Origin of the sequence: Streptomyces sp. NPDC060049 (assembly GCF_042736715.1) — a bacterium.
Taxonomy (GTDB): domain Bacteria; phylum Actinomycetota; class Actinomycetes; order Streptomycetales; family Streptomycetaceae; genus Streptomyces.
On the sequence record NZ_JBHWVV010000005.1, the window covers coordinates 80,128 to 94,269 of the forward strand.

Consider the following 14,142-nt stretch of genomic DNA (forward strand, 5'->3'; position numbering starts at 1 on the left):
GATCAGCCCCAGCGCTGAGCATCCGAGCGGTCGCAGGCCCCGGCGTGCAGCCCGGCGACGCCGTCCGCCAGGCACTGTCCCGTGCTCTGGTTCCTGACCTGGACCGAGGCATCGGACCAATGGGTGACCGACCACTTCTGGGACGGTGACTCGCCGCAGGCCAGCGCGCGGGCACCGGTGTCTGCGCTGTCCAGGCACGCACCGGTGGCGTGGTTCTTGAGTTCGCTGGTGCCGTCCAGATCTGTGTGAACAGTCCACCGCTGGTAGCTCATGCCATTCGGCGCGAACGAGCGCAGCCCCTTGTCGAGGCTGTGGTCCAGGGAATTGCCCGTGGCGCGGTTGACGAAAATCCGGATCTGGTCGTCCAGGCCTTGTGGGGTGCCCTCGTCCTGCTTGGCCCCGTCCTTCTTGTCGACGTCCGGCGCCGTCGCCGCCCCCGCCGGCCCCGCCGCCGCGTTCCATCTGGCCGCGGGGTCCTTCGATACGGCGACCCAGGTGAGGACCGCGCCGAGCAGCAGGCCCGCGAAGGCCCCGGCCGCGGCCCACCGCCAGCGGCTCCCTGTCCGGCTGACGAACACACCCCGCAGGCGGCGCCCCCGGGAGCCTCCCCCGGGGGCCGCGCTCGCGGGCGGCGCTTTGACCTGGCATCGATCGGCCGCTTCCCACAGCTGCTTGTAGTCCGCGGGGTTCCCCTTCAGCGCCAGGCACAGATCGCGCACCGTGGCCCACGGAGGAACCGTCGTGCCGCGCAAGTAGCGGGACAGGGACGAGTCGCTGATCATCACCTCGGACTCCAGGTCGCGCAGGGTCTTGCCCGACCCTTGCTGAAGGTTCTTCAGCGCGCTGCCCAATTGTTGCCCCGGGGTGGACTGCTGCCCGCCGACGCCCGTCATGTTCGCCCCTTCCGGCCCGCGCCCCGGGTGCTCCCGGCGGGCCGCGCTCGTCCCGGGATGGTCGTGTCCCAGCAGGTCAGAACCTTAGGGATCCCGACATCCGTGAAGCAACCGGGACATCCTTGCGATGCCGCGACCCACCCCCGCAGACTCCTCGGCATCCGGTTCCGCAGCCCTCGGTCACCTGAGGGTGCCTTCGCCGCACCCTGACGTGTCGCCCGGCGGGGACGCGTGATTCCTGTGAATCCCCAGCCCCAAAGCGCGGACCGGCGTGATTCCCCCTACGAGAAGTCGGAGATCCAAGATGTCCAAGAACACCACCCGTCGCTGGAGCGCCGCGGTGTTGACCGCGGCCGTGTGCGTGGGCTCCTTCGTACTGGCGTCGCCGTCGGCTCCCGCGGCGCAGCTCCCGGACCGGGCGGCCGTCACCGCGGCCTCCGCGCCCGGACATGCCACTGCCCCCGCCTTCCAGGCGGCACCGCGGATCAGCCGGGCGCAGGTCCTGGCACGGGCCAAGACCTGGCTGACCGCCAACAACGGCCGCCCCGTGCCCTACAGCCAGACCAAGCAGTGGAAGGACGGATACCGGCAGGACTGCTCCGGATACGTCTCGATGGCCCTGGGCCTGTCCAAGCCCGGCCCCAACACGGTGTCCCTGAAGAACGACGGCTTCACCCGCCGGATCGCCATGAAGGACCTGGCCCCCGGCGACCTGGTCATCAAGGCCAACAGCAGCAGCGCGAACAACCGGCACGTCGTCATCTTCGACGGCTGGGCCAACGGCGCGCACACCGTCTACAAGTCCTACGAGCAGGCGGGCGGCGGCGCCGGCACGCGCTGGAAGCAGCACTCCTACGGCGTGAACGGCCGCGACGGCTACCACGCCTACCGCCCCGTCAACATCACGGGCTGACCCGCACCGACGACCGAGGAAGCGACATGACCACCATCAGCACCGCGTACCGGACCCGAACATTCGCGGCAGGCGCCCTGCTCGCCAGCGCCCTGACCCTGGCTGTCTCAGCACCCGCCACCGCCACCAACGCCACAGCGCTCGCAGGCGCGCTCGACACCGTCCAGACCGTCCGCAACGCCGCGACCGCGGACTGCCTGGACGACAGCGGTGGGCGGTATGCGACCTGATGTCGTATCTGTCGTCGCTGGAACCTGTGGGACTGCAGCATCACGCTGACCAGCGAACTCGGCCGTGCTGGAGTGTCTCCCGTGAGCGGCCGCCAGTCCTACAAGAGCGACTTATCCGACGAGCGCCGGGCCTTGATCGAGCCCGTAGTCAGCGCCTGGAAGGCCCGACACCGCTCCGTCAGCGGCCACCAGGGCAACTACGACATGCGGGAGATCGTCAACGCCCTGCTGTACCAGTCCCGTACCGGATGCCAGTGGGACTACTTCCCCCACGACCTGCCTCCCGCCGGCGCCGTGAAGTACTACTTCTACAAGTGGCGCGACGACGGCACCGACCAGACCATCCACGACCTTCTACGCTGGCAGGTCCGGGAGAAGAAGGGCCGATTAGCCGACCCCGGTTTGGTGGTGCTCGACACCCAGAGCCTGCACGCCGCCGCCGGAGTCCCGGCTGAAACCACCGGACGGGACGCGAACAAGAAGGTGCCCGGCCGCAAGCGCGGACTGGCCGTCGACGTGCTGGGCCTGTTGATCGCGGTGGTGGTACTGGCCGCCTCCGTCCACGACAACGCCGCCGGCATCGCGCTGCTCGACAGAGTAGTGGCCAGCACGGAGCCGGGCACCGTGAAGAAGGCCCTGGGGACCAGGGGTTTAAGAACACCGTCGCCGACCACGGGGCGAAGCTGGGCATCGAGGTCGAAGTCGTGAAGCGCAATCCCGGCGACACCGGGTTCGTCCCGCAGCCCAAGAGATGGGTGGTGGAGCAGGCGAATGGGATCTTGATGCTGCACCGCAGGCTGGTACGTGACTACGAGCATCGGCCCACCTCGGCCGAGTCGAGGGTGTACTGGGCCATAAGCGACCGCATGTCGAGGATGCTGACCGGGACCTCCGCCCCCACCTGGCGCGGCGCATGACCGGCGGAGAGCTGACCTTGGGGGTGGTGCTGGCGCGCCTGGAGGAGCGGGAGCGGGAAATCGCCGCGCAGGCCGAGACGGCCCGGGAGCAGATCGCCGAGCTGACCGCGCTGCTGGACGGGCTCGGCAGGGTGACCGAGGAGATCCGGATCACCCGCAAGACGCTGCTCGAGCTGCCCGATCCGCGGCCGCCCGCGCCGCCGACCGCGAAGCGGCCGGACCGTCCGGCTTACCAACAGATCACGGCAGTGTTCGCCACAACCGACGCCGCGCTGCGGGCGCGAGCGGTGTGCGAGGCGATGGACATGGAGATCGCGCCCAACAACATCAACAACGTCCGCCTGAAGCTCAAGCGGCTGGTCGAACGCGGAATTCTGGTCGAGACCGAACAGGGCTTGTTCACCCAGCCGCGGCCATAGCCGCCCAGCGAACCCGCGGCCAGGCCGCTCGCCTCAAGCGAAAGGGCAACACGGGCATCAACTTCACATAGAGCCCTCTGAGTTGCCGATCAGTCGATGCGGTCGCTCAGGCCCAGCACCGTCGGGTTGTCGCTGGGGAAGTTCCTGGGCATGCCGGGCACGTCGATGGTGCGCCCGTACACGCCGGCCAGGAACTCGACGGCACCGACTGGGAACTCGATCCAGTCGGCGTTGTCCGTGCGGACGACCACCGGCCATGCGTCCGGATCCGCAGGGCTCGTCCTCCAGTAGAAAATGTCCCCCGAATTGGACGACGCCCAGGAGATCAGGCCTCCCGGCTGCGGGAAGGGAACGTAGTCCTCGGTGTCGCCGATCCCGTACAGATCCTGAAGGATCTCGTCGTCCCTGGACGCGGACGCCCATGGCGCCTCGGCGCCGGGCGCCGGAAGGGACACCATGAGGAAATCATCGATGACAAGTATCGGGTACGCCTCCGCCAGAGAGCGGAAGTCCGAGGGCAGCGCCGTCCCGAGGCCCACCTCGAGGACGGTCCAGTCCACGCACTGTCCGCCTGGCACACGCCACCGTGTCATCGAAGGCAGCGCGGCCTCCAGCTCTTCGACCCTCACCATGTCGTCTGCCAATCCGGGGAGTTCTCGACCACGACGGTCTCGAACAATACTCCGTCCTCGACGCGGGCCGACGCGGCCACATAATTACTCAAAGAGTTACGAACCGCCCTCTGAGAACCGACAGAGTGGCGCGAGAGTCACCGTCAGCGCCAATCTGGCCGCCGTTCGCAAGCCGTAGCAACCTGCATGTGATGCTGGCTGCCTGACCTGGCCCGCAGCAAAAAAGCCCCCACCTGGAAGGTGAGGGCATTGCGCCGACCAACTCGCTCTCGGCCGCTCGCGTTGGGCAGGACGGACACGGACGGGAACGTCCAACCGCTCTGCCGTCCGTGTCATCGGCTCAAGACCCGCGAGGACTTCGGGGCGAGGTCGACGCCGCCTTAGAGGTTGTCTCACGTGGCAAGTTTCGCGAGCTACTTGTAGCAGGTCAGGGCGGCGGCCAGGCCGAGGAAGGCGAGGAAGTGCAGCCCTTTCGTTCGTATCGGACGGTGAGGCGGGCGGTAGCCGAAGAGCCAGGCGATCGACCGTTCGATCTTCCAGCGGTGCCGACCGAGGCGTTCGCCGGACTCGATGCCGGGTCGCGCGATGCGCGCGACGAGCCCGCGCTCGCGCAGCCAGGCCAGGTGTTCGGCGGAGAAGTACCCTTGTCCGCGCGGAGTTTGACGGGTCGGCGCCGCCGTGGTCCCCGGCGGGACCGGACGGCGGGTATGCCGCGGATGAGCGGCTTGAGGGCGAGGCTGTCGTGCATGTTCGCGCCGGACACGGCGACGGCGAGCGGGATGCCCTGGGCATCGGACAGCACGTGCAGCTTGCTGCCCTTCTTGCCGCGATCGACCGGGGTCGGCCCGGTCAGCGATCCCCCCTTTTGGCGCGAACGGAGGCCGCGTCGACGATCGCCGAGGTCCAGTCCACCTCGCCCCGGGCCCCGAGTTCGTCCAGCACTGCCCGGTGCAGCCGACGCCACAGGCCGGCCTCGGTCCATACCGTGAAGCGGCGATGCGCGGTGGCGGGCGACGTGCCGAACGTCGGCGGCAGATACCACCAGGCACAGCCGCTGGTCAGCACGTACACCACTGCCGTGAACACGGCCCGCTCGTCACACGGAGCGGTCCCACCACCTTGCGGACGAGCAGCGAACGACGGCAGCAACGGGGCGGCCAGCTGCCAGAGTTCATCAGGAACCAGACGCTCCGATAGATCAGCACCCACGACCGGCAGCATGCCGCACGAACATCACGTCACGTGAGACAACCTCTAAGCTTTGATTGGTGCGGCTGACCTGGCGGCCTGCTCGATCTTCGCGCAGTAGGCTGCACGGGCTTCCTCGTCGATCTGCTTCTCGTGTTCGGCGCGCAACCCGGCCCGGCCGTCGAGGCCCTCGCGCAGGATATCGGCGTGCCCGGCATGCCGGATGGACTCGCCGAGGACATGGACCATGACGGCGAACAGGTTCGTGTCGGCATAAGGCTCCGGCCACCACGGCACGTGGCCGGGGGCGTCGAGGGGAAGCTCGTTGATCGTCGCGTCCGAGTGTTCCCACGTGCGCCGGTAGAACCCGATGATCTGATCGCGGGTCTCGTGCTCGGTCGCCCACAGATCGCTGCCGTTGGAGTCCTGCCACCGGGGCAGCGGTTCCGGGGAAGGGCGGTCGAAGACCTCGCCGAAGTACCTGGCCTCGACGCTGGCCACGTGTTTGACCAGGCCGAGGAGGTTGGTCCCGGTCGCTGTCAAAGGTCGGCGGGCGTCGTATTCGGACAAGCCGTCGAGTTTCCAGAGCAGCGACTTGCGGTCCCGCCGCAGTCTCCCGTACAGGTTGTCTTTCGCGAATTCATCGATCATGCGGCATGAGCCTGCCATGGACTGCTCGTGGTCTCAAGATCCCGTACGTGGTCCGCAACGACTGGCAGAGCCGAGGCCTGGCCATGGCCGCCGCCCTGACCTGCTACAAGAAGCTCGCGAAACTTGCCACGTGAGACAACCTCTTAGTCTCCTGGGCGACTCAGAGGAGCGTCCAAGCTGCCCGGCGTATCAGCGATCTACTCCAGGGACTGGTAGTGCTGTACGAACACGGTAAATTCGGCTGCGGGCCCGCGAGGCACTCGCGAAGGGCGATGGGGCACACGAGGCAGCCCAGGCCGCGGCAACACCCAGGCGGGCGGTTGTCCTGGACATGAGCAATGACCGAGCCGAAGCCGCGCTGGAATTCATCATGGACAGTCACCAGGACCGGGCCAGCAGAGCAAATGACGAGGACGATGGGCTGCTCGGGAAGATGCGCACGACGCAGCACCCGAATGCCGACCACCCGATGGCACTCGCAGCCATCGACCAGCTCATGACCGTCGCTGGCGGCAGGCACCGGCTCGGCCAGACGCGGTGGCGGACGGTTCTTCGCCGTACGCCGCTATCCCAACAGCGGTGAAACCCCACGGCGGTGTTGTCCGTTAGCCCGTGCCCGTCGCACCCCGCCTACAGCCACCCGCATACTCCTACGCTGCTCACCCATCCGAGGGGCGCAGCGGAGCCGGTGGGGCGTGGGCGGGTGGGGGTGCGGGAGCGTGATCACATGCGCCGCTGGTCCCTGTCCTTGCTCCTCGTCGCGCTGCTCGCGGCCCCCCAATTGCGTCATCGTCCACCCCGCCCCCGGCCCGGCCGCGAAGGCCTCCCCCGCGGCGGTGGCCGACCACAAGCACCCGGGCCCCGCCCGGCCCGACCAGCGCGCCGCCGACCCGGCAGCGCTGCCCCTCTCCCCCCTGCCCGGCACCCACCCCACAGCCGAGCCCCACACCGACCCCGCACAGCGTGCGCCCAGCCCCGCCCAAGTTGCCCCCGCCGCCGCGGCGGACCGGCAGAGCGCGGGCGCTCCCTACCGGGCCCACCAGAAGCCCACCCCGCCGCGCAGGGCCACCCCGCGCAAACCCGCCGCGCACCCCACCACCAGGACCAAGCCCAGAACCAAGGCCGGCATCGCCCCGGACGCCATCTCGGCCAGCGCATCGGCGTCGGCGTCCGTGGACCAGCCGGACAACTGGTCCCCGTCAGCTGGGCGCCGTACGTCTGGGTTCCGGCTCGATGGCCCGCATCTGGTCCTGGCCGAGGAAGCCGAGGCCGACCACGACCAGCGAGGCCGACGTCATGCCAATGGGCACGCCGATCTTGTCGTGGGCAAGCAGCCACGCGACCACCGCTGACCGGTCGAACTGCGGATGTACCTCTGCCGGCGCCCAGGGCCCTTTCGGCCCGTCGCATGACGTCTTGCGCTCGGGACTCCCACCCGAACTTCCCGAGCATCTCGGCCATGGCGCCGCTCAGCTCCACCGCGCCTTCGGGGTCTTCCTTGGCGAGCTCGAGCCATGCGGCGTGTGCGTTGCGCAGGAGCTGCGCGGTCTCGGTGCGGGGCTCGGCTCCGACTTCGCCGCGGCGCAGGGCTGTCTGAATCAGATGGTGAGGTAGCGGGCGATCTGGTCGATGCTGGTCTCGGTGGCGACGTCGTGTTCGCGGGATTTGGCTCGCACACGAGACGTAGCACGTGCGCCGCGTCGCGGCAGGAACCTCGCGCTCTGGGCCCGCCGAGGACTGCAGCGACGACCTCATCAAGGCGCTCCCACCGCGCACAACACGGCGCGGCCCGACGGCTCGGCCCGCGGTCCGCGTACGGGCCCCCGATCTCTCGCGCCATGGCAGCTCACGCCCAAGCACTGGTTACACCCTCACGCATCGAGCTTGTCAAGCCCCGAATTTCCGTCGCTTTGGCTGATTCCTCACAGGAGACAGCATGGCCTTAAGGAACGGCTTGCCGCGTTCTGGAAAACGCGACCATTCACTGGAGAGGAACATCATCATGGCGAAATACATCCTGAAGCGCATACCTCGTATCGCCACCATTTCTTGCGTTGCCGCGATACTTACCGGAGCGGTAGGCGCGGCGAGCGCTGAAGCAGCTACTCAGACGCCGAAGGCTGGGGCGCAATCACTCGCAGGCGAGGGCATTCAATGCTATGGGATGAGGGATCCGGCAACCGGTGAGCTATTCAGTTTCCCGAGCAATTGCACAACCAACAGCGTTACCGAGGTAGATTCTCGCGGGAACCCCGTCTACTCGAATACTCCCCCCACCCCCAGCACGCCGAACACTCCGAACACTCCGAACACTCCGAACACCCCCAGCACCCCGAGTACTCCCCTGACCCCAGGTGGCGGCAACACCCCGAACACCCCGAACACCCCTAATTAGCTAGTGCTGTGACCGCATAGGTTCGCCGGGTTGTTCAGGCCGCAGTGGCGGCGGGGCGTCCGCCCCAGCGGATGCCTCTCTCGCTGCGGATGCGGGCGCGTTCCTTGCGTTCGGCGGCCAGGACGTCGCGGTGGCGGGCGTTGGCGTTGCGCCAGCGGAGGTAGGCGTGCAGGGCCCGGGTCTGGACGGTGTGGTTCGGGTGATGGCAGTGAGCGGATGCGGCAGTTCGGGTACGAGACCTGCCAGGTGGCCCGCATGAAGTCGGCGGTGAGCGCGAGGTCGTACTCGCTGACGAGGACCAGCACGGGGACGGTGCTGCCCTTCACGGCGGCGGACAGGTCGAGCGGCTGCCAGTCGGCGAGGTAGGCGGCGAAGGCCTCCGCGCTCCGCTCCGTCGTCCGCCCCCGCGCACCATTCCGCCCCCTCCCCCGACGGCGCAGAGACCTGCTTCCTCTACCCCTGCCCAGTTCCTGAGCACCTACTTGGCCAGACGGGCCAAGTACAGCGCTAAGTCACAGAAGGCTGGGCACCTGGATCGTCGGCGCATGCCTCCCGGACGAGCAGACATCGGGCTGAAACCGCCGTGTCCGGTGTCGCTGTCCGGGGGCGTGGGGACGGCCGCCACCACCCACACCGGCCCGCCGGCCCCCGCCACACCCCCCGGCACGGGAGCGGCGGCCAGGGCCGTGGCCGGTACGGCGGGCACCGCAGGTATGGCGGGCACCGCGGGCCGCTGACTGCGCTGCGAGGATCTTCATGCCCGGCCAACGGCAGGATGCGCCGGTCAGCCAGCCGCCGCAGCGCTGAACGGCCTGTATGCGGCACGGTGACAGCCATGCACCGCTGGTCCCTTCCCCTGCTCCTCGCCGCCCTACTCGCAGCCCCCAGATGCGTCACCATCAACCCCGCGCCCGCCCCAGTCGGCGTCCGTGCCACGGCACCGGCCGACTACAAGCACCCGGCCGACCCTCGCGCCGTACAGCCCGGGACAGCGCTGCCGCTCTCCCCCCTCCCCGAACCCGCGCCCCCCGCCCCCGCCGGCCCCGCACCCCAGCAGGAGCATGCGCCCGGCCCCGGCAGCCCCGCCGCCAAGGACCGCAGCAGCACCCGCGAGACCCGAGCCACCCCGCCCCAGCCCCGCCGGACGGCCCGGCCAGCACCGACACCGCCCCGCCGGGCCACCGCCCCCAATCGGGCCAAGGCTCCCGCAGCGAACCCGAAGACCAGGGCGAAGCCGCGGCCGAAGGCCCCGGCGCCGCACCGGCCCGCCCGGCCCGCACCCGGAACGGGCGCCGGAGACATGCGGGAGCTGTGCCGCGCGGCCCACGGCGTCACCAGCCCCGCCGTCGCGTCGCTGTGCCACCAGACTGTGACTGAGCACCGCAGTTGGTTCTGACCGCGCTTCCGTGATGGCTACGCCAGACAGGCGGCCCGCGTCCAGGCTGGCTCTCTTGCTACCCCTCGTCTTCGTCCGTGGCCGTGTCCCGGGCCGGGAGCGGTGTTCCGGACGCAGTCGTGATCCGAAGAACCTCGCACCCCATTCGGTGGACAGCGGCGAAGAGGCGCTGCTGGACCTGTCCGCTGTCTTCGGGTGGGAAGTCGATCCGGATTTGGTGGGGGCGGGAGGCGTCGTAGGTGAGCAACCAGTCGGCGTCGACGGTCGCGAAGTGATCCTGTCCCATTTCGTCGTCTATGGGGCGCCACGAGCCCCGGTCGGTGGTGGGAGCCAGTGCCTTGCGCAGGAGCTCCAGGCGCTCGGGGTGGGAGAAGGGGCCTTCGGACAGGCGCAGGCAGCGGTGGGTACGGGGACGGAAGGCGTTGAACCATGGCGCCAGGTCCGGCTCCATGTCTGAGAGCACTCCAGAGCCGGCGTGTCCGCAGGCCCAGCTCTCGATGAACTCCGCCGCGCCCACGGCGTGCGTCTCGTACCAGCCCTCACTGCTCCACACCACGACGGGCCATTTCTCGGGAGCCCCGTCGGTGAGCCAGCACATGCGGTCAGCATCCATCGTGGTGCCCCAGATCAGCAGCGCGCCTGGAGCCGGGTGCAGCGGATACGGATAGCGCTCGCGGTCCTGTTCGGGAGACTCCGTGGAGTGGGCGCTCTGCCACTCGATGCCGTTGTGCTTGCTCGTACCGAACGGCGTCCGAAGGTAGAGGAAGTCGCAGAACTCTCCCCAGCCGTAGGTTTCGACGAGTCGCTTGTAGTCGTCGGGCAGCCGGGTACCGATCACGGTCTCCACGAGGGCCCAATCCCCGTGGGCGTCCACCGGGGCGGCCGGCGGCGCCACCAGCTGGACCAGCCTGTCGCAATCGGTCGCGCTGGTCTTCGAATTGGCCATGGAGGCAGCGTAGGCGTCACCCCGCTATGAGATCGACGAGATTTCAGGCTGGAGGGAAGCGCTCCAGGTCAGCGGAGGTGGCCAAGCGTCATTGCGGAAGGAATGAGCGACAAAAAAATGGCCTTTTAGATCCGCTTTTGTCTTCTTGATCCTTTCTGTGGCGAAAGGTCGGTCAGGGGCTCTAGCATCAGCTGGCTGGGCTTTCCGGCTCCGGGCAGGTTGGGTGCGCGGGAGGTTGTGCGGTGGCGGACGGGGTGAAGTCGACGGAGCAGGAGCGGCTGGAGCGGCTGGAGCGGCTGCGGGCCAACTACGCAACAAGAAGGGCGTCTACTCTCCCCGCCCGCTGGCTCGCCGTGTCAGGCCAGAACATCGATCCGTACGGCGCACGCCTGCATCACGGCCTCCAGATCATCACGCGCCATCTGGGTGACGCCTGCACCTTCGATGTCACCGAGCACCTTCTTCTCCAGCTCATCGACGGCGCTGTCTGCAAGGAGCGGCGTTCCGAACAGTCGATACCCCGTATCGATGGTCGTGCGGAGGTTGAGTTTGAGAGCGTCCCAGCTATCGCGTGCCGTCTTCTGCTCATCAGTGATCGACGAGGTTGCGCGCCTCAGCGGGAGCCACGGCTTGGCTGAGCGCCCCGTCACTTCTCTGCGCTTCTCGTCAAGTCGGGCGAGATCGCGGAGAAGCGTCTGCGTGGCGACGTGGGTCTGCGTGCACAGCTTCCGTGTCCGCCCGAAGGTCTTGTGCGTGACCACGGCCATGGCGACCAGAAGGGTCAAAACGGCCGAGATCAATGGCGGATTCGCGGAGCCTAGGAGTCGTGCGGCAAAGAACGATGCAGCTGCGCACAGGCCAGCGCCATTCGCGATAGTTCGCAAGATGGCGGTCCGCCTGATCCGGCCAGCGAGCCTCCGGATAGGGAAGTCTTTCGGTTCCGCCCAACGCACGGCGAGCGGAAGGAGCAAAAAAAATCACGACCAACGAGGCGACGGCACCGGAGTAGTCACGTGGCTGCCCGGTTCCCTGGAAGGCCTTGACCACCGTGTACACCGGGCGACTCGTCAGCAGGGCCAAGACCCAAAGCACCATGACGACCCTGAGGAGGCCTCCGCGAAGCGGGTCGGCGTCAACGAATCGATTCACCGCCGGGAACCCGCAGAACGTGATGACGAAGCCACCCAAGGCCGGCACCGCAGCCCAAGACGCGGGATGGGCACGGTTGCCGTAGGCCGAGATCGCTAACCCGAGAGGGACCAAGACGGCCGGCCAGTAGGCGCGGACCCGCCTGCGGACTTGCTGCTGGAGCATCATGCTTCCCAACGATGCGGAGCGACCCTCCAGCTCTGGGGCCATTTGATGCAGATCAGAGGTTCCCTTTCCGGTCCGCAGCGGACCCGGAAGCAAGCTGAGCAGGCGCTTGCCAAGTGGTCGGCTCCGGAAGTCCTTCGGGGGTTGATTCCGGGGCCGGGCGGTGTGTGCGCATCGTTGGACGTCCAAGGCGGTGGGGTGGAGGCTGTCTCGGCCGCCTGCAGAAGGGGGGCCTGGGAGACCCAGGTTGATCTGGGCCTGGTTGGCCCGAAAGCTTGTGGCGAAGCTGTGGCCATGACCGACAGCAACAGCGATGTGACCGGCTTCCACGACCGTGTCGTCCTGATCACCGGCGGAACCAGCGGAATGGGCCTGGCCACCGCGCGTCTGCTCCTGGAAGCCGGCGCCCATATCGTCATCACCGGCCGCGACGATGCCCGCCTCGACCGCGCAGCCGAACAACTGGACAAGGCGTCCGACCAGGGTGCCCGGCTGCTCACGGTCCGAGCCGACTCCGCCAGCCTCACCGATCTCGGCCGCTTGGCTGCCCTGATCCGTGAACGCCACGGACGTCTGGACGGAGTGTTCGCCAATGCCGGGGTCGGAGTTTTCCAGCGCAGTGGCGAGGTCACTGAGCAGGACTTCGATCTCAGCGTCGACGTCAACTTCAAGGGGGTGTTCTTCACGGTCCAGAAGGTTCTGCCGCTGCTCGACGCGGCGGGTGGCGGTTCCATCGTGATCAACGCCTCGTGGACACTGCACCGGGGCCTGGCCGTCGCACCGGTGTACGCGGCCACCAAGGCCGCCGTCCACAATCTGGCCCGCACGCTGGGCAGTGATCTCGCCGGGCGCGGCATCCGGGTCAACTCGATCAGCCCGGGCTACATCGTCACCGAGATGTTCGATGCCGCCAACCCGGACCCTGCCTCGCACGATGCCATCCGCGCCCAGGTGCCGCTGGGGCGGCTCGGCCAGGCCCAGGACATCGCCGAGACCGTGGCCTTCCTCCTCTCCCCGCGGTCCTCGTACATCACCGCCCAGGACATCGCCGTCGACGGGGGCCTGGTGACCGCCATCCCCGCCTCCTGACGGCGGGCGTGGCTGCCTGGCCCCGGCAGGGCCAGGCAGCCACCCATCACGACCGGCCACAATCGTCGTATGAGCACAGCTATCAACCTGGGCGAATTCCTCCGGACCCGCCGCGCCCTCCTGCACCCTGAAGACGTTGCCCTGCCGGACTTCGGAGGCCGGCGCCGGGTCGCGGGCCTGCGCCGCGAGGAGATCGCGCAGCTCGCCGGAGTGAGCGTCGACTACTACACACGGATGGAACAGGGCCGCGTGCCCAACCCCTCGGGCGCGGTACTCGACGCCCTAGCCCGCGCACTGCGGCTGGACGGGGATGCCACACGGCACCTGCACCGCCTCGCCCGACCGCAGCCCTCCGCCCGGCACGTTCCCCGGCGCCAAGCCCAGCCGCAACGCGTGCGCCCCATGCTCCAGCGATTGCTGGACGACCTGGTGGACATACCGGCGATGGTGATGGGCCGACGCATGGACATACTGGCCTGGAACACAGCAGCGGCCGCCCTCTTCGGCGACTACGCGCCCCTGCACCGGGCCGAGCGCAACATCGCCCGGATCACCTTCCTCGACGAGACGTCCCGGGAACTGTATGCCGACTGGACCTCCTGCGCCCGCGAGAACGTGGCCTACCTCCACATGGACGCGGGACGGCACCCCGAGGACCCCCGGTTGGCGAGCCTGATCGGCGAACTGTCGATGAAGAGCGAGGACTTCCGTCGCTGGTGGGCCGAACACCCGGTGCAGGACAAGACCTCGGGAACCAAGCGATTCCACCATCCGGTGGTCGGCGATCTGGAACTGGCCTACGAGACCCTGCGCGCAACGGACGACCCCGATCAGGCTTTGATCACATATGCCGCCGAGCCGGGCAGCCCATCGCACGACGCCCTGCGGATGCTGCTGGCCTGGGCCACTGAGACTCCCTCCCCCATGCCGGACGACGACCGCGCGCGCTGACCTTCCGGGCAGTCCGGGCCTCACTGCCGGCGACCTGAAGCGGCGTCAGACGCGCCATCGGTCAATGCCCCGACCAGCACATCGACGAGCAGAGCACCGCAGACCGGCAGGCCCGGTCCCGACGGATATCCGCGCACCGATCCGTGTTGCGTGGCGAACCCTGCTCGCCGAGGCGGGTGCAGCAGATGACGGGGTGGCGTGATCCACC

General features: G+C 68.5%; 15 protein-coding genes and 3 pseudogenes. 11 read left to right on the forward strand and 7 right to left on the reverse strand.

Annotated elements, in window-relative coordinates:
• Positions 1–2: 2 nt before the first annotated feature.
• On the reverse strand, positions 3–893 hold the full coding sequence (locus ACFWBY_RS10530) for an RICIN domain-containing protein (RefSeq protein ID WP_385331961.1): 891 nt from the start codon (positions 891–893) through the stop codon (positions 3–5).
• 304 nt (positions 894–1,197) lie between these two features.
• Here ACFWBY_RS10530 and ACFWBY_RS10535 point away from each other — a divergent pair, with 304 nt between their 5' ends.
• The 4 genes and pseudogenes from ACFWBY_RS10535 to ACFWBY_RS10550 all read left to right on the forward strand — a co-directional run bounded on the left by ACFWBY_RS10535 (position 1,198) and on the right by ACFWBY_RS10550 (position 3,372).
• On the forward strand, positions 1,198–1,806 hold the full coding sequence (locus ACFWBY_RS10535; protein WP_385331958.1) for a hypothetical protein: 609 nt from the start codon (positions 1,198–1,200) through the stop codon (positions 1,804–1,806).
• 26 nt (positions 1,807–1,832) lie between these two features.
• Positions 1,833–2,036: a hypothetical protein gene (locus ACFWBY_RS10540; protein ID WP_385331955.1), complete on the forward strand. Its 204-nt coding sequence runs from the start codon at positions 1,833–1,835 to the stop codon at positions 2,034–2,036.
• 81 nt (positions 2,037–2,117) lie between these two features.
• Positions 2,118–2,953: pseudogene (locus ACFWBY_RS10545) on the forward strand (IS5 family transposase).
• A complete protein-coding gene (locus ACFWBY_RS10550) occupies positions 2,950–3,372 on the forward strand; it encodes a hypothetical protein (RefSeq protein ID WP_385331952.1) in 423 nt (140 codons plus the stop codon). Before ACFWBY_RS10545 ends, ACFWBY_RS10550 begins: the two are co-directional and overlap by 4 nt.
• An 89-nt stretch (positions 3,373–3,461) precedes the next feature.
• Here the strand turns inward: ACFWBY_RS10550 and ACFWBY_RS10555 are convergent, their stop codons facing one another.
• Entirely contained in the window at positions 3,462–3,932 is a 471-nt protein-coding gene (locus ACFWBY_RS10555; protein ID WP_385331949.1) for a hypothetical protein, read from the reverse strand.
• Positions 3,933–4,244: 312 nt separating this feature from the next.
• Between ACFWBY_RS10555 and ACFWBY_RS10560 the strand changes: the two genes are divergently transcribed.
• Complete coding sequence (locus ACFWBY_RS10560) at positions 4,245–4,388, forward strand: HNH endonuclease signature motif containing protein (RefSeq protein ID WP_385331946.1); 144 nt, start codon at positions 4,245–4,247, stop codon at positions 4,386–4,388.
• Between the two features lie 29 nt (positions 4,389–4,417).
• Here the strand turns inward: ACFWBY_RS10560 and ACFWBY_RS10565 are convergent.
• Positions 4,418–5,213: pseudogene (locus ACFWBY_RS10565) on the reverse strand (IS5 family transposase).
• A 45-nt stretch (positions 5,214–5,258) separates the two neighbouring features.
• Positions 5,259–5,843 (reverse strand): DinB family protein, encoded by a 585-nt coding sequence (locus ACFWBY_RS10570; protein ID WP_385331943.1) that lies wholly within the window; start codon positions 5,841–5,843, stop codon positions 5,259–5,261.
• Between the two features lie 5 nt (positions 5,844–5,848).
• Between ACFWBY_RS10570 and ACFWBY_RS10575 the strand changes: the two genes are divergently transcribed.
• From ACFWBY_RS10575 to ACFWBY_RS10585, 3 genes are all read left to right on the forward strand, one after another.
• The gene (locus tag ACFWBY_RS10575; protein WP_385331940.1) at positions 5,849–5,977 is read left to right on the forward strand and encodes a hypothetical protein; all 129 of its coding nucleotides are present in this window, start codon (positions 5,849–5,851) and stop codon (positions 5,975–5,977) included.
• Between the two features lie 197 nt (positions 5,978–6,174).
• Positions 6,175–6,426, forward strand: a complete 252-nt coding sequence (locus ACFWBY_RS10580; RefSeq protein ID WP_385331937.1) for a hypothetical protein — start codon at positions 6,175–6,177, stop codon at positions 6,424–6,426.
• A gap of 253 nt (positions 6,427–6,679) precedes the next feature.
• On the forward strand, positions 6,680–7,195 hold the full coding sequence (locus ACFWBY_RS10585) for a hypothetical protein (RefSeq protein ID WP_385331934.1): 516 nt from the start codon (positions 6,680–6,682) through the stop codon (positions 7,193–7,195).
• A gap of 1,077 nt (positions 7,196–8,272) precedes the next feature.
• Here ACFWBY_RS10585 and ACFWBY_RS10590 read toward each other — a convergent pair.
• Positions 8,273–8,452 (reverse strand): annotated as a pseudogene (locus ACFWBY_RS10590) (IS630 family transposase); the annotation flags it as partial.
• A 2-nt stretch (positions 8,453–8,454) separates the two neighbouring features.
• Here ACFWBY_RS10590 and ACFWBY_RS10595 point away from each other — a divergent pair.
• Positions 8,455–8,604: a hypothetical protein gene (locus tag ACFWBY_RS10595; RefSeq protein WP_385331932.1), complete on the forward strand. Its 150-nt coding sequence runs from the start codon at positions 8,455–8,457 to the stop codon at positions 8,602–8,604.
• 1,088 nt (positions 8,605–9,692) lie between these two features.
• Here ACFWBY_RS10595 and ACFWBY_RS10600 read toward each other — a convergent pair.
• Together ACFWBY_RS10600 and ACFWBY_RS10605 are read right to left on the reverse strand one after the other, a co-directional pair.
• Entirely contained in the window at positions 9,693–10,580 is an 888-nt protein-coding gene (locus ACFWBY_RS10600) for an SMI1/KNR4 family protein (protein WP_385331929.1), read from the reverse strand.
• 356 nt (positions 10,581–10,936) lie between these two features.
• Positions 10,937–11,347 (reverse strand): hypothetical protein, encoded by a 411-nt coding sequence (locus ACFWBY_RS10605; RefSeq protein ID WP_385331926.1) that lies wholly within the window; start codon positions 11,345–11,347, stop codon positions 10,937–10,939.
• A gap of 841 nt (positions 11,348–12,188) precedes the next feature.
• Between ACFWBY_RS10605 and ACFWBY_RS10610 the strand changes: the two genes are divergently transcribed.
• Entirely contained in the window at positions 12,189–12,983 is a 795-nt protein-coding gene (locus tag ACFWBY_RS10610) for an SDR family NAD(P)-dependent oxidoreductase (protein ID WP_385331923.1), read from the forward strand.
• Positions 12,984–13,052: 69 nt separating this feature from the next.
• Positions 13,053–13,934, forward strand: coding sequence for a helix-turn-helix transcriptional regulator (locus ACFWBY_RS10615; RefSeq protein ID WP_385331920.1), 882 nt, complete (start codon positions 13,053–13,055; stop codon positions 13,932–13,934).
• Positions 13,935–14,142: the final 208 nt, after the last annotated feature.